Below are 19,472 nucleotides of genomic sequence, written 5' to 3' on the forward strand. Positions count from 1 at the left end.
CGAGGTGGTGCGAACCATGAGCGACGCTCCCATCCTCCTGGAGATGCGCTCCATCACCAAGGAGTTCCCAGGAGTCAAGGCCCTCTCCGACGTCAACCTGGTGGTGCGCGCCGGCGAGATTCACGCCATCTGCGGTGAGAACGGCGCGGGCAAGTCGACGCTGATGAAGGTCCTCAGCGGCGTCTACCCGTACGGCACCTACGACGGCCAGATCACCTATCAGGGCGCGGAGACCCGCTTCTCCGACATCCGGGCGAGCGAGCACGCGGGCATCGTGATCATCCACCAGGAGCTCGCGCTCATCCCGGACATGTCGATCGCCGAGAACATCTTCCTCGGTAACGAGCCGCGCAAGCGGGGGGCGATCGACTGGAAGGCCGCGAACCGGATGGCGCTGGACCTGATGGCCCGGGTCGGTCTGGACGAGGACCCGGACACCCTGATCAAGGACATCGGTGTCGGCAAGCAGCAGTTGGTGGAGATCGCCAAGGCGTTCGCCAAGGACGTCAAGCTGCTCATCCTGGACGAGCCGACCGCGGCGCTGAACGAGGCCGACTCCCGGCACCTGCTTGACCTGCTCCGCGGCTTCCGCTCGCGCGGCATCACCTCGATCATGATCTCGCACAAGCTCAACGAGATCGAGGCGATCGCCGACCAGATCACCATCCTCCGGGACGGGCGGACGGTCGAGACGCTGGACATCAAGGCGGACGGCGTCGACGAGGACCGGATCGTGCGGGGCATGGTCGGCCGCGAGCTGAGCAGCCGGTTCCCGGACCACACCCCGAAGATCGGTGAGGTCTTCTTCGAGGTGCGGAACTGGAACGTGCGGCACCCGATCTCGGCCGAGCGCCAGGTCTGCAAGAACGAGAGCTTCGTCGTCCGGCGCGGCGAGATCGTGGGCTTCGCCGGGCTGATGGGCGCGGGCCGCACCGAGCTGGCGATGAGCGTCTTCGGGCGCTCGTACGGCGTGTTCGAGTCCGGCACGATCATCAAGGACGGCAAGGAGATCGTGCTCAAGTCGGTGGCGGACGCGATCCACCACGGGCTCGCGTACGTCAGCGAGGACCGCAAGGCGATCGGCCTCAACCTCCTCGACGACATCAAGGCGTCGACGGTGGCCGCCAAGCTGTCCAAGATCACGCGCCACGGCGTCCTCGACGAGGTCCAGGAGTACAAGGCGGCCGAGGCGTACCGCAGGGAACTGCGGACCAAGGCCCCGACGGTCGACGAGAGCGTCTCCAAGCTCTCGGGCGGCAACCAGCAGAAGGTCGTCCTGGCGAAGTGGATGTTCACCGACCCGGACCTGCTGATCCTCGACGAACCGACCCGCGGCATCGACGTGGGCGCCAAGTACGAGATCTACGGCATCATCCAGCGGCTCGCCGACGAGGGGAAGGGCGTCATCGTCATCTCCTCGGAACTGCCTGAACTGATCGGGCTCTGCGACCGCATCTACACCGTGTTCGAAGGCGCCATCACCGGCGAGATCGCCCGGGAGGACGCGGACCCGGAGACCCTCATGAAGCAGATGACCTCGACGAAGAAGATGCAGACACGATGAGCCGATTCAAGGACCTGCAGAAGAACCTCTTCGGAGGCACCACGTCCAACGCCCGCCAGTTCGGGATGATCTTCACCCTGGTGGCGATCGTCGTCCTGTTCCAAGTCCTGACGGACGGCCTGACGCTGCGATCGGACAACCTGATCGCGCTGTTCCAGCAGAACTCGTACATCCTCATCCTGGCCATCGGCATGCTGATGGTGATCGTCGCCGGGCACATCGACCTGTCGGTCGGCTCGGTCGCCGCCTTCGCCGGCATCCTGGTGGCCAAGTCGATGGCGGAGTGGTCGCTGCCCTGGCCCGTCGCCATCCTCTTCGGCCTCGCGATCGGCGCGGCGATCGGCGCCTGGCAGGGCTTCTGGGTGGCGTACATCGGGGTACCGGCGTTCATCGTCACCCTGGCCGGCATGCTGCTCTTCCGCGGCGGCAACCAGTTCATCGGCAACGCGAACACCATCCCGGTGCCCGAGGGCTTCCGGGTGATCGGCTCGGGCTTCCTGCCCGAGGTGGGTCCCGGCACCGGCTACAACAACCTGACCCTGCTGCTCGGCCTGGCGGCCTGCCTGGCCGTGGTGTGGCGGGAGTTCCAGGCCCGCAAGACCCGCCGGGAGATGGACGCCGACCCCGCACCGATGTGGATCTCGTTGCTCCGGATGGCCGTCATGGTCGGCGTGATCGTCTTCGCCTCGCTGCGCTTCGCCAGCGGCCGGGTCGGCACCAGCTTCCCGGTCTCCGGCATCATCCTGGTGGCGCTGGTCCTGGCCTACTCCTTCTACACCCGCAACACCGCGGGCGGCCGGCACATCTACGCGGTGGGCGGCAACTCGCGGGCCGCGGAGCTCTCCGGCGTGAAGCTCAAGCGGGTCAACTTTTTCGTCATGATGAACATGTCGACCCTGGCCGCACTGGCCGGCATGATCTTCGTGGCCCGTTCGGCGGCCTCCGGCCCGCAGGACGGCAACGGCTGGGAACTGGACGCCATCGCCGCGGTCTTCATCGGTGGCGCGGCGGTCTCCGGCGGTATCGGGACCATCAGCGGTTCGATCGTCGGTGGTCTGGTCATGGCCGTGCTCAACAACGGCCTGCAACTCCTGGGTGTCGGCACCGACCGCGTCCAGATCATCAAGGGCCTGGTCCTGCTGTTGGCGGTCGCGCTCGACGTCTACAACAAGAGCCAGGGGCGCTTCTCGGTCATCGGCAGCATCACCCGCACGTTCCGCCGGGACACACCGAGCAGCGCACCCCCGTCCTCGTCCGACGCGAGCCGCGAGCCCGCCACGACGACGGTGTCCGGCTGACGGCCACCGACCTCTCACCCGTATCACCTCTGTAGAAGGGCATTACCTCCTCATGCGCAATTTCCTTGCCAAGACGGTGGCCATCGGCGCCATCGCGACGCTGGCCCTCACGGGCTGCGGCTCCGGCCGTGACGGCGACTCCGGCAGCGGTTCGGGTGACTCGGCCAAGGGCTTCGCGGCCGACTCCCTGATCGGTGTCGCGCTGCCGTCGAAGACCTCGGAGAACTGGGTCCTCGCTGGTGACCTGTTCACCAACGGCCTGAAGGAAGCCGGCTTCAAGAGCGACGTGCAGTACGCCGGCGCGTCGACCACCGTTGCCGACCAGCAGGCGCAGATCACCGCCATGGTGACCAAGGGCGCCAAGGTCATCGTCATCGGCGCGACCGACGCCGCGCAGCTCTCCACCCAGGTCGCCGCGGCGCACCAGGCGGGCGCGAAGGTCATCGCGTACGACCGGCTGATCACCAACACCCCGGACCTCGACTACTACGTCGCGTTCGACAACTTCAAGGTCGGCCAGCTCCAGGGCCAGGCCCTGCTGGACGGCATGAAGGCCAAGAAGCCGAACGGCCCGTACAACGTCGAGCTCTTCTCCGGCTCGCCGGACGACAACAACGCCGGTGTCTTCTTCAACGGCGCGATGAGCGTGCTCAAGCCGGAGATCGACAAGGGCAACGTCGTCGTCGCCTCGAAGCAGACCGACGTCAAGCAGACCGCCATCCAGGGCTGGAAGGCCGAGGGTGCGCAGGCCCGCATGGACCAGCTGCTGACCTCGACCTACGGCAGCAAGGCGCTGGACGGCGTCCTCTCCCCGAACGACACGCTGGCCCGCGCGATCATCACCTCGATCAAGGGTGCCGGCAAGCCGATCCCGGTCGTCACCGGCCAGGACTCCGAGGTCGAGTCGGTCAAGTCGATCATGGCTGGCGAGCAATACATGACGATCAACAAGGACACCCGGAACCTGGTCAAGCAGACCATCGCGATGGTGAAGTCCCTGCAGGCCGGTAACGCGCCCGAGGTGAACGACACCAAGTCGTACAACAACGGCAGCAAGGTCGTCGACACGTACCTGCTCCCGCCGGTCGCCGTCACCAAGGCGAACGCGGCCGAGGCGTACGCCAACGACCCGAAGCTCTCGCCGCTCACCAAGTAATCACCGCAGGACAGTGCTGACGTCGGGTCCCGGAAGCCTCCTTCCGGGACCCTTCGTCGTGCGGGGCCTCGGCCCGTGAGGCGGAACCCGGAAGGAGGGGACCAGACCGTGGTGGCACCCGTACGGTCCGGAATCCCCCGCCCCGGCCGCGGCCCGGACTTCCCGATCCCCTCGACGCCCGGCGCCGGCCAGGAGGAGATCCGGCGGCAGAACCTCGGCGCGGTGCTGCGCTACGTGCACATCCACGGCCCGACCTCCCGGGCCGAGCTGACCAGCCGCCTCGGCCTCAACCGGAGCACCATCGGCGCGCTCGCCGCCGACCTCGCCGCCGTCGGCCTCGTCACCGAGGAGGCCCCGACCACCGCCCGGCGCGCCGGCCGCCCCTCGCTGGTGGTCAGCCCCTGTTCCGAGCGGGTCTACGCGCACGCGCTGAGCATCGAGGCGGACCTGCTGCGCGCCGCTCGGATCGGCCTCGGCGGCCGCATCCTCGACCGGCGCGAGACCGACCGCCCGCACGGCATGCCGATCCTCGACGCGGTCGCCCCGCTGGCCGCGATGGTCCGCGACCTGGAACGCGCCGTCGAGGAGGACGCCCTCTTCGTGGGCGGCGCGGTCGCCGTCACCGACACCGTCCGGGACAGCGACGGGCGGATCCGGATCGGCGGCGCCGACGCGCTCGGCACCGCCCTCGACGCCGAGCTGGCCGCCCGCCCGGGCTTCGTCGCCGGCGACATGGCCGACATCAGCGGCCTCGCCGAACACGTCCGCGGGGTGGCCGCCGGCATCGACGATCTCGTCTACCTGCACGGCGACGTCGGCGTCAGCGCAGGCATCATCATCGGCGGCCGACTGGTCGTCGGCCACCGCGGTCACAGCGGCAAGGTCGGCCACATGGTGGTCAACCCGCACGGCCTGCCCTGCGGGTGCGGCTCGCGTGGCTGCTGGGAGACCGAGATCGGCGAGGCGGCGCTGCTGCGCCAGGCCGGCCGGGACCCGGCCGCGCGCGGCGCCGTCGCCGAGGTCCTCCGCGCCGCGGCCGACGGCGAACCCACGGCCCGGGAAGCCGTCGAGCGGGTCGCCGACTGGCTCGGCTTCGGGGTCGCCAACCTCGTCAACGTGGTCAATCCGGACATGGTCGTCTTCGGTGGCTCGCTGCGCGAGATCTACCTCGCCGGGGCGGACATCGTCCGCCACCGCCTGGACGCGATGGCGCTGCCGGCCTCCCGGGAGCACGTGCGGCTGCGGGCGGCGGCGCTCGGCCGCGACGCCGCCCTCGTCGGCGCCGCCGAGCTGGCCTTCGACCAGCTGCTGGCGGACCCGCTCAACGCCGGACTGCCCGGCTGAGGCACGAGCCAAGGGTCAGCCGGCCTCCCGGCGGGCCCGGGCGCGCCGTCTGCCCTCGTGCATCGCCTGCACCCGAGCCACCGGGATGGTCCGCCCCTCGGCCACCAGGTCTGCGGGAAGCCGCTGCGGCGCGGGCAGCGCCGCCGCCCACGGGTCCCGCTCGGCGACCAGCGCCGGGACGGTCCGCACGGTGAAGTCCCCCGGCGTCACCCCGGGCAGGTCGTCCCAGGCCACCGGGAACGAGACCGGCAGGCCGGGCCGGATCCGGGGGCTGTACGCGGCGACCACCGTCGCCCCGCCGGCCCGCGTCGGGTCGACGAAGACCCGGCCGCCCCGGTCCTCGCGGATGAAGGCGGTGGTGGCCAGCGCCGGGTCGAGCCGTTCGGTGTGCACCGCGAGGGCCCGGGTGGCGGCGGCCGCCTCCTCCGCGGTGGTCTCCTCGACCACCGGCACGAAGACGTGCACGCCCTTCGCGCCGCTGGTCTTCACCGCCCCGGTCAACCCCACGTCGGCGAGCGCCCGCCGGACCAGTGCGGCCGTCCGGACGACCGCGCCGAACGCGTCCCCCTCCGGCGGGTCGAGGTCGAGCACCAGGTGGATGGGGTGCTCCGGGCGCGCGGCGGTGCCCAGCGTCGGGTGGTACTCGACGGCCCGCTGGTTGGCGAACCAGAGCAGGGTGCGCCGGTCGTCGCAGAGTGCGTAGGACACCTGGCGGTGCGACGCCTCCGCCCAGACCGAGGTGCGGCGCACCCAGTCCGGGGTGTACTTCGGCAGATTCTTCTGCATGAACGGGTCCTGCCCGCGCAGCAGCCGGATGACCGAGAGCGGCCGGTCCCGCAGGCCGGGCAGGATCCGCTCGCGCACCGCGTCCAGGTAGTCGACCAGGTCCCGCTTGGTGACGTCCCCGCCGGCGAGCAGCGGTTGGTCCAGGTTGGTCAGTGCGACCCCGTCCCGGGTCTCGTCGGCCCCGCTCATCCGCCCACCTTGCCGGCCGCGCCGGTCGGGGGCAACCCGACGCGGCGGTCAGCCCGCGAACGGGTCGGCGCCGGCGGCCAGGGCGGCGAGCATCGCGTCGGCCCGGGTGCGCGCGGCGGCGTACACGCCGGAGCCGAGGCTGACCCGGGCCACCCCGAGCCGGGCCAGCTCGGCCACCGTCGGCACGCCGGCCCGCAGGTACACGTTCACCGGCCCGCCGACCGCCGCCACGAAGCGGCCGATCAGCTCCGGGTCGGCCAGCACGATCGGGTAGACGCAGTCGGCGCCGGCCTCCCGGTAGCGGCGGGCCCGCCGGACCGCCTCGTCGAATCCGGCGGCGGGATCCCCGGTGGCGTGCAGGAAGACGTCCACCCGGGCGTTGACCACCAGCTCCGGCCCGGCCGCCGCCCTGACCCCGGCGAGCAGCTCGGCCTGCGTGTCGGCGTCGCAGAGTTCGCCGGTACGCGGATCGGAGTCCTCCAGGTTGAGCCCGGCCGCCCCGGTGGCCAGCACCCGGTCGACCAGTTCGGCCGGGCGCAGCCCGTACCCCCGCTCGAGGTCTGCGGTGACCGGGACCGGGACCGACCGGACCACCCGGGCCACCGCGGCGAGCATCTCGGCGACCGGGGTGGCCTCGCCGTCGGCGTGGCCGAGCGACTCGGCGACGGCGCCGCTGCTGGTGGCGACCGCCGGGAAGCCGGCGGCGACGACGGCCCGGGCGGAGCCGGCGTCCCAGGCGTTCGGCAGGAGCAGCGGGTCACCGGGGCGGTGCAGGGCACGTAGCACGGCGGCAGGGGCATCGGTCATGGACCGATTGTCGGCCGACCGGCGGCCTGCCCCTAAGCTCCAATCCCGTGCCGATGGACTGGGCCGATTTCGGCGTCGACCTACATTTGGAGCTGGACGCCACGGGCGGGCGGCGGGCCGGCCTGGAGCGGGCGTTGCGCGCCGCGATCCGGGACGGCCGGCTGCCGCCGTCGGCCCGGCTCCCGGCCACCCGCGCGCTCGCCGCCGAGCTGGGCGTCGCCCGGGGTACGGTCAGCGCCGCCTACGACCAGCTGGTCGCCGAGGGTTGGCTGGTGGCCCGGGTGGGCGCGGGCACCGAGGTGAGCCCGCTGCGGCGGGCCGCCCCGGCCGCTCCCGCCCCACCGCCGGCCACCGCCGCACCCCGGTACGACCTGCGCCCGGGCAGCCCCGACGTGGGCGCCTTCCCGGTCGCCGCCTGGTCGCGGGCCACCCGCCGGGCGCTGGCCACCGCCCCGGCCAGCGCGTACGGCTACGGCGACCCGCGCGGCCGGCCCGAGCTGCGGGCCGCGCTCGCGGGCTACCTGGGCCGGGCCCGCGGCGTGCTGGCCGACCCGGAACGGATCGTGGTCACCAGCGGGTACGTGCAGGCGCTGGTGCTGCTCACCACGGTGCTCCGCGACGCCGGCCGGCCGGTGCTGGCGATGGAGGATCCGGGGCTGCCGTTCCACCGGGAGGTGGTGCGCCGCCAGGGCGGCCGGGTGCTGCCGCTGCCGGTGGACGAGCGGGGCGCCCGGACCGGGCTGCTCGGCGCGGACGACCTGGCCGAGGTGGCGGCGGCGGTGGTGACCCCGGCCCACCAGTACCCGTCCGGGGTGACCCTGCACCCGGCCCGCCGGCACGCGCTGACCGGCTGGGCCCGGGACGCCGACGCCCTGGTGGTCGAGGACGACTACGACGGTGAGTTCCGCTACGACCGGCAGCCGGTGGGGGCGGTGCAGGGCACCGCGCCGGAGCAGGTCGCCTACGTGGGCACCGCCGCCAAGACGCTCGGGCCGGCGCTGCGGCTGGCCTGGCTCGTGCTGCCCGCCCGGCTGGTTGGGCCCGTGGTGGAGGCCAAGCGCCACCTGGACGTGCAGACCGAGGTGGTCGGGCAACTCGCGCTCGCCGACCTGATCGACACCCACGGGTACGACCGGCAGGTACGCACCGTCCGGCGGCGCTACCGGCAGCGGCGGGACCTGCTGCTGGACCGGTTGGGCGGGCGGGTGGCGGGCGGGGTCTCCGCCGGCCTGCACGCCGTGCTCCCGCTGCCGGCGGGCGGCCCGTCCGAGGCGGAGGTGCTGGCCCGGGCGGCCGCGCGGGGGCTGGCGCTGACCGGGCTGGACGGGCACCGGCACCGTCCCGGTTCGGGCCCGCCCGGCCTGGTCGTCGGGTACGCCACCCCGCCCGCGCACGCCTATCCGGCCGCGCTGGAGGCGCTGGCCGAGGTGTTGCGAACCGTCGCCGGGCGGGCCTGACTCCGGCGCAGGGTCGCCACGGCGAGCAGCAGGGCGGCCGTCACCAGCGCGGCGGCCGCCCCGAACGCGAGCCGGTAGCCGCCGGCCAGGGCCTCGACCTCGGGCCAGCCGGCGCCGCGCAGCCCGGTCGCCCGGTGGGCGGCGAGGGTGGCCAGCGCGGCCAGGCCGAGCGCGCCGCCGACCTGCTGGGTGGTGTTGGCCAGCCCGGAGGCGAGCCCGGCGTCGGCGGGATCGGCACCGGCCATGGCGAGCGTGGTGACCGCCGGCAGGGTCAGTCCGCCGGCCAGCCCGAAGACCAGCGTCGCGGGCAGCACGTCGGTCGGGTAGTGCCCGTCGGCGGGCAGCCGGGCCAGCAGCAGGAAGCCGACGGCGGCGAGTCCCAGGCCGGCGAGGAGCACCGCCCGGCCACCGAACCGCGCGATCAGCCGCCCGGCGAGGCCGAGCGAGACCGCCGCGATCAGCAGCGGGGTGGGCAGGAAGGCCAGGCCGGTGGCGGCCGGGGCGAACCCGAGCACCTGTTGCAGGGCCACGGCGAGCAGGAACTGGAAGCCGAAGAACGCGGCGATGGTGAGGAGCTGCACCAGGTTGGCGGCGACCAGGTCGGGCGTGCGCAGGATCCGGGGTGGCAGCAGCGGGGTGGCGGCGACCGCCTGCCGGAGCGCGAACGCCCCGAGCAGGGCGGCGGCCAGGCCGGCGGCGGCGAGGGTCCGGGGCGAGGTCCAGCCGTGCTCCCCGGTGCCGACGATGGCGAGCACCGTCGCCATCAGCCCCGCGGTGACCAGCACCGTGCCAAGCAGGTCCAGTCCGGCCCGCGCGCCGAGCCCCCGGTCGGCGGGGACCCGCAGCACGGCGCCGCCGCCGATCAGCAGCCCGATCGGCAGGTTGATCAGAAAGATCGACCGCCAGCCGGCCAGTTCGGTCAGGTAGCCCCCGGCCACCAGACCGAGCGAGGCGCCGGCCGCCCCGGTGAAGCTGAACACCGCGATGGCGCGGGCCCGTTCGGCCGGGGCGGGGAAGAGCGCGACGACCATGCCGAGTCCGACCGCCGTGGCGAGGGCCCCGCCGGCGCCCTGGAGGAAGCGGGCGACGACGAGCGTCGCCGGGCCGGTCGCCAGCGCGCAGGCCAGCGAGGCGAGCGTGAAGAGCGCGATCCCGCTGAGGAAGACCCGGCGCCGGCCGGCCAGGTCGCCGAGGCGCCCGCCGAACAGCAGCAGGCCGCCGAAGGCGACGAGGTAGGCGTTCACCACCCAGGCCAGGCCGGCGGTGGAGAAGCCGAGGTCGCGCTGGATCGCCGGCAGCGCCACCGCCACGACGCTGCCGTCCAGGATGATCATGAGGCTGCCCGCGCAGAGCACGAGCAGCGCCGCCCAACGGTCCTTCATCGCAGGTCTCCCTTGGTGCACGGTTTGTTACCGAGACCATCGTCTGTGACCATCAGGACGAGCGGAAGGAGGCACTTTCGTGTCCCAGGGGAACAACTGTGTGTCCATCGGCCGGGCCCAGGCCCGCGCCTGCACGGTCCGCGAGGCCCTCGACCGGGTGGGCGGCAAGTGGAGCATCGGCATCCTGGTGGCCGCCTCCCCCGGGCCGGTCCGCTTCACTGAACTGGAACGCCAGGTCGAGGGGATCAGTCGCCGGATGCTCACGCTGACCCTGCGCAACCTGGAACGGGACGGCCTGCTCACCCGGCAGGTCCACCCGACCGTGCCGCCGAAGGTCGAGTACCGCGCGACCCCGATGGCGATGGAGCTCTACGAGTCGCTGGTCGCCCTCACCCACTGGGCCGAGCGGCACCGCGCGGCGATCAGCGAGGCGCGGGCGGCGTACGACCGGGAGCACGGCCCGGCCTGACCGCTGTGGCGAACGCCACCCGACGAGTCTGACCGATCGGTCAAGGTCTGACCGATCGGTCAGGCATGCTGGACGGCATGGCCCGCCCCATGCCCGAGACCCACGGCGACATCCTGGCCGCCGCGACGCGGCGCTTCGCGGCCACCGGCTACCGGGGCACCTCGCTGCAGGACATCGCCCGCGAGGTGGGCTGTTCGAAGGCGACGGTGCTCTACCACTTCGCCAACAAGGAAGCCCTGCTGGCCGAGCTGATGGCCCGACCCCTCGAGGTGCTCGCCGAGCTGGACGCCCGGCTCGCCGTCCTCGACGGCGCCGCCGCCCAGTGGGCCGCCGCCGAGGGCTTCGTCGACCTCGCGGTGCGCTTCCGCCGGGAGATCGCGGTGCTGCGCGGCGAGTTCCCCGAGCTGCTCACCCAGCCCGCCTTCGCCCACGTCCAGCGGATCTCCGAGCGGCTGCTCGACGCGCTCGCCGGCGACTGCGCCGGCCCCGCCGGCCGGATCGCCGCGTTGGTCGTGCTCGCCGGGGTACCGGAGGCGTGCGCCGAGTTCGTCGACCTACCCGACGAGGAGCTGCGCCCCGCCCTGCTCTCCATCGCCCGTCGGGCGCTCGTCCCGACCGACCCATCCACTCACGAATGAGGACAAGGATCTGATGGCGACCCTGCTGTACCGGCTCGGCCGGGCCTCACTGCGCCGCCGGCGACTCGTCGTCGCCGTCTGGCTCGTCGTACTCGTCGGCCTCGGCTTCGCCGCGGCCACCCTGCGCGGCCCGACGGCCAGCAACTTCACCATGCCCGGCACCGAGTCGCAGAAGGCGCTCGACCTCCTCGCCGACCGGTTCCCGGCGGCCAGCGGCGCCACCGGCACCATCGCGGTGAAGGCGCCCGCCGACGGCCAGCTCGCCACCCCGCAGGGGCAGGCCGTGGTCAAGCAGATCGTGCAGGAGGCCGGCACGCTGCCCGGGGTGGTCGGCGCCCTCGACCCGTTCCAGGTCCAGGCGGTCTCCCCGAACGGCCGGTACGCCCTGGTCCAGGTGCAGTTCGCCAAGGGCGCCGACGAGGTCACCGACGAGCAGCGCGAGGCGTACGAGAAGATTGCCGTGCCGGCCGGCGCGCAGGGCTGGCAGGTCGCGCCCGGCGGTGAGGTGCTCAACTCCGAGCCGGAGGTCGGCTCGACCGAGGCGCTGGGCGTGGCGGTCGCCGCGATCGTCCTGATCGTCACCTTCGGCTCGCTGGTCGCCGCCGGCATGACCATGCTCAACGCGCTGATCGGTGTGGGCGTCGGCATGGCCGGCCTGTTCGCGCTCAGCGGGGCGGTCGAGCTGACCAGCACCGCGCCCATCCTGGCGCTGATGCTCGGCCTGGCGGTCGGCATCGACTACTCGCTCTTCATCACCTCCCGGCACCGGCAGAACCTGCTCGACGGGCTGACCCCGGAGGAGGCGGTCGGCCGCGCCGTCGGCACCGCCGGCTCCGCCGTGGTCTTCGCCGGCGCCACCGTGGTCATCGCGTTGGCCGGCCTCGCCGTGGTGGGCATCCCGTTCCTCACCGTGATGGGTCTGGCCGCCGCCGGCACGGTCACCGTGGCCGTGCTCGTCGCGATCACCCTCGCCCCGGCGCTGCTCGGCTTCGCCGGCCGCAAGGTGCTCCCCCGCAAGCTGCGCGGCCGCGACGCGGTCGAGTCCGACGCCACCGGCTCGGAGGACCGCTCCGGGTTCGGCTTCCGCTGGGCGCACTGGGTGACCCGGCTGCGCATCCCGGTGATCCTGGTCGGCCTGCTCGGCCTCGGGCTGCTCGCGCTCCCCGCCCAGGACATGCGGCTGGCCCTGCCCGACGCCGGCACCGCGCCGGAGGGCACCCCGGCCCGGGTGAGCAACGACCTGATCCGGGAGGGCTTCGGCCCGGGCTTCACCGGCCGGCTCGCGGTGGTGGTCACCGCCGACTCGCCGCAGGCCACCTCGGCCGCCGTGCCGCAGGTCGCCGCCCTGATCCAGCGCACCGAGGGAGTGCTGGCCGTGGCCCCGCCGCAGCTCGACCCCAGCGGCCGGACCGCGCTGCTCGGCGTCATCCCGAAGACCGGGCCGACCGACGCCGCCACCGAGACGCTGGTGCACGACATCCGGGACCACGTCGGCTCGATCGGCAACGCCGAGGTGCTGCTGACCGGCGTCACCGCGATCGGCATCGACGTCTCCGAGAAGCTGTCCGACGCGCTCCCGGTCTACCTGCTGCTGGTGGTCGGGCTGTCGATCCTGCTGCTGATGCTGGTGTTCCGCTCGATCCTGGTGCCGGTCAAGGCGGCGCTGGGCTTCCTGCTCACCGTGGCGGCCACCTTCGGCATCACGGTCGCGGTGTTCCAGCAGGGACACCTTTCCGACCTGGTCGGACTGGACACCCCGGGGCCGCTGATCAGTTTCCTGCCGATCCTGCTCATCGGCATCCTGTTCGGGCTGGCGATGGACTACGAGGTCTTCCTGGTCTCCCGGATGCGGGAGGACTTCGTGCACGGTGACACCGCCCGGCAGGCCACCATCAACGGGATGGGGCACGGTGCCCGGGTGGTCACCGCCGCCGCACTCATCATGATCTCGGTGTTCGGCGGCTTCGTCTTCCTCGACGACCCGGTGATCAAGTCGATGGGCTTCGCGCTCGCCGTCGGCGTCGCGGTCGACGCCTTCGTCGTCCGGATGACCATCGTCCCCACGGTGATGTCCCTGCTCAACACGAAGGCCTGGTGGCTGCCCCGCTGGCTGGACAAGGCCCTGCCCAACGTGGACATCGAGGGCGAGGGCCTGCGCGCCCACCTCGAGAAGCAGCCGGTCGGCGTCTGACCCGGCGACCTGCCCGGCCGGTCACACGCCGGCCGGGTAGGTCTCCATCTCGCCGAAGGACGTCAGCGTGGGCAGCGGATGCAGGGCGGTGGTCTCCGCGCACCAGACGAAGGCGTCGTAGCGGTCGGCCAGCCGGGTCGGCACGTAGTTGCCCCAGGACTCGAACGTCGGGTCGTAGACCACCCCGATCGCCCTGTGGTCGACGGTGCGGGTGATCCAGTCAGGCTGGTCCGGGCCGCCGAAGACCAGCACCGCCCGGTCCGGCAGCAGCTCGTGCATCCGCCGCTCCACCGAACCCTCGCGGGCCGGCGGCACCACCATCGCCTCGGCCGGCGAACCCCAGCGCGGGGCGGCGATGACCGTCCCCCGGTAGCTGCCCATCCCGATCAGCGCGACCGCGTCCCGGCCGAGCCGCTCCCGGGCCAGCTGACCGATGTTGATCATTCCGTCGCCCGCCATGTCGGTGTAGCGGGCGTCGCCCACGTGGGTGTTGTGCGCCCAGACGATCCCCCGCGAGCCCGGGCCGTACCGCTCCAGCAGGCGATCCAGGGTGTCGGTCATGTGGATGTCGCGGACGTTCCACGACTCCGGGCCGCCGTGCACCATCGCCCGGTAGTAGCGTTCCGCGCCGGCCACCACCTCCGCGTTCTGCCAGGCCGAGAAGGCCGCCGGGCCGTCCGAGACGGCGTGCGCCCGGGTACGCGCCAGCAGCCGTACCACCTCCTCCTCGCAGCGGGCGGAGACGAACCGGCTGGCCGCGCCGTACTCCTCGACCCGCTTGTTGTACGGCTCGAAGCACCGGTACGCCTCCTGCGCCGCCTCCAGCGACCGCGGGTCCTCCTCGCCGAGGTAGTCGAAGATGGCCTGCATCGACTCCCACAGGCTGTAGACGTCCAGCCCGTGGAAGCCGGCCCGCTCGGACTCGGGGCGGTCGACGTTCCACGCCTTGAGCCAGCGGCAGAAGCGGTCCACCTCGGCGTTCGCCCACATCCAGGTGGGCCAGCGTTCGAACCGTTCCAGGGCGGTACGCGGATCGGCGGCGCCGCCGGGGGCGCCCACCACCGACCGGTGCACCCGGTCGCAGTCCGGCCAGTCCCCCTCCACCGCCACGAAATCGAAGCCCTGCTCGGCGATGAGCCGCCGGGTGAGCTGCTCGCGCAGCCGGTAGTAGTCGTAGCTGCCGTGGGTGGCCTCACCGATCATCACCACCCGGGCGTCCCGGACGCGCTCCAGAACCGGATCGAAGTCGCTCGGCGCGCCGAGCCGCTGAACCAGCATGTCCGCGGCTACCCGGCGCTCGGACGGGCAAACCGGCCGGGCGTCGGTGTGCCGGCGCGCTGGACGGGTAGCCGGCCCCCATGACCGTCACCGGGGTGCAGTTCCAGGAGTACCTGGCCGGGCTCGACTACCCGGTCTCCCGCGAGGACCTGGTCCGCTGGGGCCAGGAGAACGGCGCCAGCACCGAGATGCTCCAGATGTTGCGGGCGTTGCCGGCGGAGCAGTTCGACTCCCCCGCCGACCTCAACGAGGCCCTGAGCACGCTGGCCTGAGTCAAGCCACCATGCAGGGGTAGGGACATCGTCTCGCCGGGGCCGGCCCGCCCGGGCCGTGACCGGTCAGACGTCGACGGTGCGGCCCTCGGCGCGGGCGGTCTCGGCGGCCGTCAGGACGGCCACCACGTCCCGGCCGAAGCGCACGTCGCAGCGGTGGTCGCGGGTGCCCGCGTCGACCTCCTCCAGCAGCTGGTCGATGGCGGTGCCGAAGGCGCTGATCGCGTTCCCGTCCCCGGGCGGCACGGTCTCGGTGCCGTTCTCGCCGAAGAAGACGAAGTCCCTGGTCACCGCCTCGGGCGGCGCGTCCAGGGTGAGCGAGAGCGAGCTGGTGGCGCCGCCGTCGTGGGTGAGCAGCAGGTGGACCAGGCCGCTCGGGCCGTCCATCGCGGCCACCCGGGTGACCCGGCCCAGCACCGGCAGGATCAGCGACAGCGCGTGCGGGCCGATGTCCCAGAGGGCACCGTGCTTCTTCCGCCACTGCGAGTCGCCGTACGGGCTGCCCGGCTGGTAGATCGAGGCGAACATCGTCGCCCGGGCGTGCTGCCAGCCGCCGGCCGCGGCGGTGGCGGCGAGGAATCCGGTGATGTTGGGGTGGTAGCGCTGGGTGAAGAAGACCACCGAGGCCACCCCGGCCCCCTGCGCGGCGGCGACCACCCGGTCGGCGTCGGCGAGCTCGAGCGCCAGCGGCTTGTCCAGCAGCAGGTGCCGACCGGCGGTGGCGGCCCGGACGGCGATGCCGGCCTGCACGTCCGGCGGGAGCGCGACGGCCACCGCGTCACACGCGTCCAGCAGCGCGTCGACGTCGTCGAAGACCGGCACGCCGTGCCGCTCGGCCAGCGCCGCCGCCCGCTCCGGGTTACGCCCCCAGACGCCGGCCAGCGTGGCGCGCGGGTGCGCGTCGATCGCGGCGGCGTGCGTCTCCGCCGCCCAGTGACCAGTGCCGAACAAGCCGAACCGCAGCACGGATACCCCCGGTGTCGTCGTCGGTCACGGCGACGCCGCGACCGTGATCCACGCTAGCCCGCCCGCCGTCGGTACGCAGGCAACGGGTCCGATGCGCCGCGACGGAGCGCGGCGCGACCGGCCGGGCGGCGCGACGCGCGGACCGGGGCGACCGCGAGTACTACGACGGTTAGTAGGCTGTGCCGGTGACCGACACTCCGCTCGGATGCCCCCGATGACCAGCGCGGCCGCGGCCGGCTCGCCGGTGGACGGCATCCTCCCGACGGCGGCGATCGTGCTGTCGCTCGTACTCGCGCTCTGGGCCCTGGTGGCCGCGGTGCGCCACCGGCCGCCGGACCGGGCCCAGTTCCTCGGCCTGGCCGGGTTGGAGGTCGCGCTGCTCGCGCTGGCCGTGGTGGCGCTGGTCGCCATCGGCGGCGGGGACCAGCCGGGCGAGCCGGGCGCCTTCTTCGGCTACCTGGTGACCCTGGTCTGCCTGCCGCCGCTGGCGTGGGTGCTGGCGAGGATGGAGCCCACCCGCTGGGGATCGGCGATCGTCTGCGCGATCTGCCTGGTCACCCCGGTGGTCGTGGTGCGGTTGCAGCAGACCTGGGAGGCCCTCGGTGGCTGAGACCCGGGCGCCGGAGCGCGCCACGAACAAGGGGCCGGGGCGGCTGCTGATCGCGGTCTACATCCTGTTCGCGATCGCCGCCACCTCCCGCGCCGGGCTCCAGATCGCCACGAAGTTCGACGAGGCGCCGGTGGCGTACCTGCTCTCCGCGCTGGCCGCGGTGATCTACATCGTGGCCGCGGTCGGGCTGGCCCGGGCCGGGCACACCGGCCGCCGGGTGGCGCTGGTCTGCTGCTCCGTCGAGCTGGTCGGGGTCGTCGGGGTCGGCATCCTCAGCCTGGCCGACCGGGAGCTGTTCCCCGACGAGACGGTCTGGTCCGGCTTCGGCAGCGGCTACGGCTACATCCCGCTGGTCCTCCCGGCCCTCGGCCTCCTCTGGCTCTACCGCACCCGCCACACCACCACCTGACCCTCCCCGCTCCGGGAGCCGCTCTTGCACGGAAAGAGTGGCCACGGAGCGCGGAATGGCCGCTCTTTCCGTGAAAGAGCGGCCATTCCTGGTGCGGGGCGGTCAGTCCTTGGGGCCGCCGGCTACGTAGATGACCTGGCCGGAGACGAACGAGGCGCCCTCGCTGGCCAGGAACGAGACGGTGTGCGCGACGTCCTCCGGGCGGCCGGGGCGGCGGACCGGGATCTCGGCCGCGGCGTGCTTCTGCAGGTCGTCGAAGTCGACCTTCATCCGAGCGGCCGTCGCGGCGGTCATGTCGGTGACGATGAAGCCCGGCGCGACCGCGTTGACGGTCACGCCGAACGGGCCCAGCTCGATGGCGAGGGTCTTGGTGAAGCCCTGCATGCCGGCCTTGGCGGCCGAGTAGTTCGCCTGGCCCCGGTTGCCCAGCGCCGAGGTGCTGGAGAGGTTGACGATCCGGCCCCACTTGCGCTCGACCATGTGCTTCTGGGCGGCCTGGCTGAACAGGAATGCGCCCCGCAGGTGCACGCCCATGACCGTGTCCCAGTCGGCGTCGGTCATCTTGAACAGCAGGTTGTCGCGGAGCACGCCGGCGTTGTTGACCAGCACCGTCGGCCCGCCCAGCTCCGCGGCGACCCGCTCGACGGCGGCCTCCACCTGGGCCCGGTCGGACACGTCGGCGCCGACACCGAGGGCCCGCCCGCCCGCGGCGGCGATCGCGTCCACGGTCTCCTTGGTCGCCGACTCCTCGATGTCGACCACCGCGACGGCCATGCCGTCGGCGGCCAGCCGCCGTGCGGTGGCCGCCCCGATGCCGCGTGCGGCACCGGTCACGATGGCGACCCGCTGCTCCTCCGACATGATTACCTCCCGGTAACTTGTGGCTCGATCGAAGGAGCTTAACCCAGGGGTACGCGGACCGGCCCGCCGCCGACGAGCGGCGACGGGCCGGTGCGGCGGGTGGTCAGGACGACCAGCTGCGGCAGAGCCGGATCCAGCGGTAGCCGTGTCCGGCGAGCTTCAGCCGGTCCAGCTTGCCGACCTCGTCGTAGCCCCGGTCGGAGAGGACGTCTATCGGCAGGTCGGCCTCCGGCTGCAGGGTGCTCAGGTCGACCTCGACGTCGTCGGTGCCGAGGTTGTGCAGGAAGACCATCGTCCCGGTGGGACCGTCGGCCCGGTGCGCGAGCACGCCGGCCGGCATCGGCACGTCGATGTGGGTGGTGGCGCCGGAGCCGACCTCCGGCGCCTCCCGCAGCGTCCGGATCATCCGCTCGAACCAGCCGAGCAGGGACCGGGGGTCCTTGCGCTGGGCGGTCACGTTGACCGTCTCGTAGCCGTACTCGCCGGTGTCGATCACCGGTCGGACCAGCTTCTCCGGTTCCGCCGTGGAGAAGCCGCCGTTGGTCTGGTACGACCACTGCATCGGGGTACGGATCGCGTCGCGCCCCTTCAGCGCCAGGTTCTCGCCCATGCCGATCTCCTCGCCGTAGCGCAGCACCGGCGTGCCGCGCAGCGAGAACTGCAGGGCGTACGCCAGCTCGACGTGCCGCCGGTCGTTGCCGAGCATCGGGGCGAGCCGGCGCCGGATGCCCCGGCCGTAGAGCTGCATCTCCTCGTCCGGGCCGAACTTCGCCAGCACGTCGTTGCGCTGGTCCGCGGTGAGCCGGGACAGGTCGATCTCGTCGTGGTTGCGCAGGAAGGTCGCCCACTGGCCGCCGGCGGGCAGCTTCGGGGTGTCGCGCAGCGCGTCGATGATGGCCTCCGGGTCCTCCCGGGCGAGGGCGAGCATCAGTCGGCCGTTGAGCATGAAGTCGAAGAGCATGTGGATCCGGTTGCCCGACCCGCTCCCGTCGCCGAAGTAGACCGGAAGCTGGTCCGGCTCGACGTTCGCCTCGGCCAGCAGGACGGCGTCGCCGCGGCGCCACTGCACGTGCTGGCGCAACTCGGTGATGAACTCGAAGTCCTTGGGCGAGTTGGAGTTGCCCGGCTCGGTCTGCTCGATGATGAACGGCACCGCGTCCATCCGGAAGCCGGAGACCCCGAGCTGGAGCCAGAACGAGGTGATCTTCTTGATCTCCTCGCGCACCTTCGGGTTGCTGATGTTCAGGTCCGGCTGGAACTTGTAGAAGCGGTGGTAGTACCAGGCCTTGGCGGTCCGGTCGTAGCTCCACGTCTCGTGCTGCTCGCCGGGGAAGACCATGCCCTGGTGCCGGTCGTCCGGCTCCTGGTCCGCCCAGACGTACCAGTCCCGGTACGGCGAGTCGGGCGAGGAACGGGCGGACTGGAACCACGGGTGCTGGTCGGAGGTGTGGTTGACCACCAGGTCGATGATCACCCGGATGCCCCGGTTCTGCGCCTGGTGCAGCAGTTCGGCGAAGTCACCGAGGGTCCCGAGTCGCGGGTCGACGTTGTAGAAGTCGGTCGCGTCGTACCCGTCGTCCTGGTTCGGCGACGGGTGGATCGGGTTGAGCCACAGGCAGGTCACCCCCAGCCGGGCCAGATAGTCCAGCCGGCCGATCAGGCCACGGAGGTCACCGACCCCGTCGCCGTCGGAGTCCGCGTACGTGTCGACGTCGAGGCAGTAGACGACCGCCTCGGAATACCACCTGTCACCCATGCCGGGTTTATGTCTCCGATCGGCTCCCTCGGCAAACGC

18 protein-coding genes are annotated in these 19,472 nt (G+C 72.6%); 11 read left to right on the forward strand and 7 right to left on the reverse strand.

Annotated elements, in window-relative coordinates; genetic code table 11:
- The first annotated feature begins 16 nt into the window (after nt 1-16).
- The 4 genes from mmsA (at nt 17) to AC5RWQ_RS17060 (ending at nt 5,362) form a co-directional block, all read left to right on the forward strand.
- Nucleotides 17-1,564, forward strand: coding sequence for a multiple monosaccharide ABC transporter ATP-binding protein (gene mmsA / locus AC5RWQ_RS17045; protein ID WP_494283690.1), 1,548 nt, complete (start codon nt 17-19; stop codon nt 1,562-1,564).
- The gene (gene mmsB, locus AC5RWQ_RS17050) at nt 1,561-2,862 is read left to right on the forward strand and encodes a multiple monosaccharide ABC transporter permease (RefSeq protein WP_494283691.1); all 1,302 of its coding nucleotides are present in this window, start codon (nt 1,561-1,563) and stop codon (nt 2,860-2,862) included. Before mmsA ends, mmsB begins: the two co-directional genes overlap by 4 nt.
- 52 nt (nt 2,863-2,914) lie before the next feature.
- A complete protein-coding gene (locus AC5RWQ_RS17055) occupies nt 2,915-4,018 on the forward strand; it encodes a substrate-binding domain-containing protein (RefSeq protein WP_494283692.1) in 1,104 nt (367 codons plus the stop codon).
- A 132-nt stretch (nt 4,019-4,150) separates the two neighbouring features.
- A complete protein-coding gene (locus tag AC5RWQ_RS17060) occupies nt 4,151-5,362 on the forward strand; it encodes an ROK family transcriptional regulator (RefSeq protein WP_494283793.1) in 1,212 nt (403 codons plus the stop codon).
- 15 nt (nt 5,363-5,377) lie between these two features.
- On the opposite strand, the gene AC5RWQ_RS17065 is transcribed toward AC5RWQ_RS17060, so the two are convergent.
- Entirely contained in the window at nt 5,378-6,337 is a 960-nt protein-coding gene (locus AC5RWQ_RS17065) for a DNA polymerase domain-containing protein (protein WP_494283693.1), read from the reverse strand.
- Between the two features lie 48 nt (nt 6,338-6,385).
- Nucleotides 6,386-7,144, reverse strand: coding sequence for an isocitrate lyase/PEP mutase family protein (locus tag AC5RWQ_RS17070; RefSeq protein WP_494283694.1), 759 nt, complete (start codon nt 7,142-7,144; stop codon nt 6,386-6,388).
- Nucleotides 7,145-7,197: 53 nt separating this feature from the next.
- On the opposite strand from AC5RWQ_RS17070, the gene pdxR reads away from it, so the two are divergent.
- Nucleotides 7,198-8,601 carry a MocR-like pyridoxine biosynthesis transcription factor PdxR gene (pdxR, locus tag AC5RWQ_RS17075; RefSeq protein ID WP_494283794.1) on the forward strand — a complete coding sequence of 468 codons (1,404 nt, stop codon included), beginning with the start codon at nt 7,198-7,200 and terminating at the stop codon, nt 8,599-8,601.
- Here pdxR and AC5RWQ_RS17080 read toward each other — a convergent pair.
- Nucleotides 8,541-9,983, reverse strand: a complete 1,443-nt coding sequence (locus AC5RWQ_RS17080; RefSeq protein ID WP_494283695.1) for an MFS transporter — start codon at nt 9,981-9,983, stop codon at nt 8,541-8,543. The genes pdxR and AC5RWQ_RS17080 overlap by 61 nt on opposite strands.
- Nucleotides 9,984-10,062: 79 nt before the next feature.
- On the opposite strand from AC5RWQ_RS17080, the gene AC5RWQ_RS17085 reads away from it, so the two are divergent.
- The 3 genes from AC5RWQ_RS17085 (at nt 10,063) to AC5RWQ_RS17095 (ending at nt 13,281) form a co-directional block, all read left to right on the forward strand.
- Entirely contained in the window at nt 10,063-10,452 is a 390-nt protein-coding gene (locus tag AC5RWQ_RS17085) for a winged helix-turn-helix transcriptional regulator (RefSeq protein ID WP_494283696.1), read from the forward strand.
- 77 nt (nt 10,453-10,529) lie between these two features.
- A complete protein-coding gene (locus tag AC5RWQ_RS17090) occupies nt 10,530-11,090 on the forward strand; it encodes a TetR/AcrR family transcriptional regulator (protein ID WP_494283697.1) in 561 nt (186 codons plus the stop codon).
- A gap of 13 nt (nt 11,091-11,103) precedes the next feature.
- Nucleotides 11,104-13,281, forward strand: a complete 2,178-nt coding sequence (locus AC5RWQ_RS17095) for an MMPL family transporter (RefSeq protein WP_494283698.1) — start codon at nt 11,104-11,106, stop codon at nt 13,279-13,281.
- Between the two features lie 21 nt (nt 13,282-13,302).
- Here the strand turns inward: AC5RWQ_RS17095 and AC5RWQ_RS17100 are convergent, their stop codons facing one another.
- A complete protein-coding gene (locus AC5RWQ_RS17100; RefSeq protein WP_494283699.1) occupies nt 13,303-14,559 on the reverse strand; it encodes an erythromycin esterase family protein in 1,257 nt (418 codons plus the stop codon).
- A gap of 80 nt (nt 14,560-14,639) precedes the next feature.
- Here AC5RWQ_RS17100 and AC5RWQ_RS17105 point away from each other — a divergent pair, with 80 nt between their 5' ends.
- Nucleotides 14,640-14,831, forward strand: coding sequence for a DUF2795 domain-containing protein (locus AC5RWQ_RS17105; RefSeq protein WP_334490837.1), 192 nt, complete (start codon nt 14,640-14,642; stop codon nt 14,829-14,831).
- A gap of 66 nt (nt 14,832-14,897) precedes the next feature.
- On the opposite strand, the gene AC5RWQ_RS17110 is transcribed toward AC5RWQ_RS17105, so the two are convergent.
- A complete protein-coding gene (locus tag AC5RWQ_RS17110) occupies nt 14,898-15,797 on the reverse strand; it encodes a Gfo/Idh/MocA family protein (protein ID WP_494283700.1) in 900 nt (299 codons plus the stop codon).
- Nucleotides 15,798-16,002: 205 nt separating this feature from the next.
- Here AC5RWQ_RS17110 and AC5RWQ_RS17115 point away from each other — a divergent pair, with 205 nt between their 5' ends.
- Together AC5RWQ_RS17115 and AC5RWQ_RS17120 are read left to right on the forward strand one after the other, a co-directional pair.
- Nucleotides 16,003-16,407, forward strand: coding sequence for a hypothetical protein (locus AC5RWQ_RS17115; protein WP_494283701.1), 405 nt, complete (start codon nt 16,003-16,005; stop codon nt 16,405-16,407).
- Nucleotides 16,400-16,816: a hypothetical protein gene (locus AC5RWQ_RS17120; RefSeq protein ID WP_494283702.1), complete on the forward strand. Its 417-nt coding sequence runs from the start codon at nt 16,400-16,402 to the stop codon at nt 16,814-16,816. Before AC5RWQ_RS17115 ends, AC5RWQ_RS17120 begins: the two co-directional genes overlap by 8 nt.
- A gap of 102 nt (nt 16,817-16,918) precedes the next feature.
- Here AC5RWQ_RS17120 and fabG read toward each other — a convergent pair whose 3' ends face one another.
- A complete protein-coding gene (gene fabG / locus AC5RWQ_RS17125; protein WP_494283703.1) occupies nt 16,919-17,677 on the reverse strand; it encodes a 3-oxoacyl-ACP reductase FabG in 759 nt (252 codons plus the stop codon).
- A 103-nt stretch (nt 17,678-17,780) separates the two neighbouring features.
- Nucleotides 17,781-19,433 (reverse strand): alpha-amylase family protein, encoded by a 1,653-nt coding sequence (locus AC5RWQ_RS17130; RefSeq protein WP_494283704.1) that lies wholly within the window; start codon nt 19,431-19,433, stop codon nt 17,781-17,783.
- Nucleotides 19,434-19,472 lie beyond the last annotated feature (39 nt).

Source organism: Micromonospora sp. BS32, from assembly GCF_059089345.1.

Bases quoted from the DNA above. Each gene is read 5' to 3' on its own strand.
- AC5RWQ_RS17090 (WP_494283697.1), top strand. From the start codon at position 10,530: ATGGCCCGCCCCATGCCCGAGACCCACGGCGACATCCTGGCCGCCGCG.
- AC5RWQ_RS17105 (WP_334490837.1), top strand. From the start codon at position 14,640: ATGACCGTCACCGGGGTGCAGTTCCAGGAGTACCTGGCCGGGCTCGAC.
- AC5RWQ_RS17065 (WP_494283693.1), bottom strand. From the start codon at position 6,337: ATGAGCGGGGCCGACGAGACCCGGGACGGGGTCGCACTGACCAACCTG.
- AC5RWQ_RS17100 (WP_494283699.1), bottom strand. From the start codon at position 14,559: ATGCTGGTTCAGCGGCTCGGCGCGCCGAGCGACTTCGATCCGGTTCTG.
- AC5RWQ_RS17115 (WP_494283701.1), top strand. From the start codon at position 16,003: ATGCCCCCGATGACCAGCGCGGCCGCGGCCGGCTCGCCGGTGGACGGC.
- AC5RWQ_RS17095 (WP_494283698.1), top strand. From the start codon at position 11,104: ATGGCGACCCTGCTGTACCGGCTCGGCCGGGCCTCACTGCGCCGCCGG.
- AC5RWQ_RS17130 (WP_494283704.1), bottom strand. From the start codon at position 19,433: ATGGGTGACAGGTGGTATTCCGAGGCGGTCGTCTACTGCCTCGACGTC.
- AC5RWQ_RS17080 (WP_494283695.1), bottom strand. From the start codon at position 9,983: ATGAAGGACCGTTGGGCGGCGCTGCTCGTGCTCTGCGCGGGCAGCCTC.
- mmsA (WP_494283690.1), top strand. From the start codon at position 17: ATGAGCGACGCTCCCATCCTCCTGGAGATGCGCTCCATCACCAAGGAG.
- mmsB (WP_494283691.1), top strand. From the start codon at position 1,561: ATGAGCCGATTCAAGGACCTGCAGAAGAACCTCTTCGGAGGCACCACG.
- AC5RWQ_RS17055 (WP_494283692.1), top strand. From the start codon at position 2,915: ATGCGCAATTTCCTTGCCAAGACGGTGGCCATCGGCGCCATCGCGACG.
- AC5RWQ_RS17070 (WP_494283694.1), bottom strand. From the start codon at position 7,144: ATGACCGATGCCCCTGCCGCCGTGCTACGTGCCCTGCACCGCCCCGGT.
- pdxR (WP_494283794.1), top strand. From the start codon at position 7,198: ATGGACTGGGCCGATTTCGGCGTCGACCTACATTTGGAGCTGGACGCC.
- fabG (WP_494283703.1), bottom strand. From the start codon at position 17,677: ATGTCGGAGGAGCAGCGGGTCGCCATCGTGACCGGTGCCGCACGCGGC.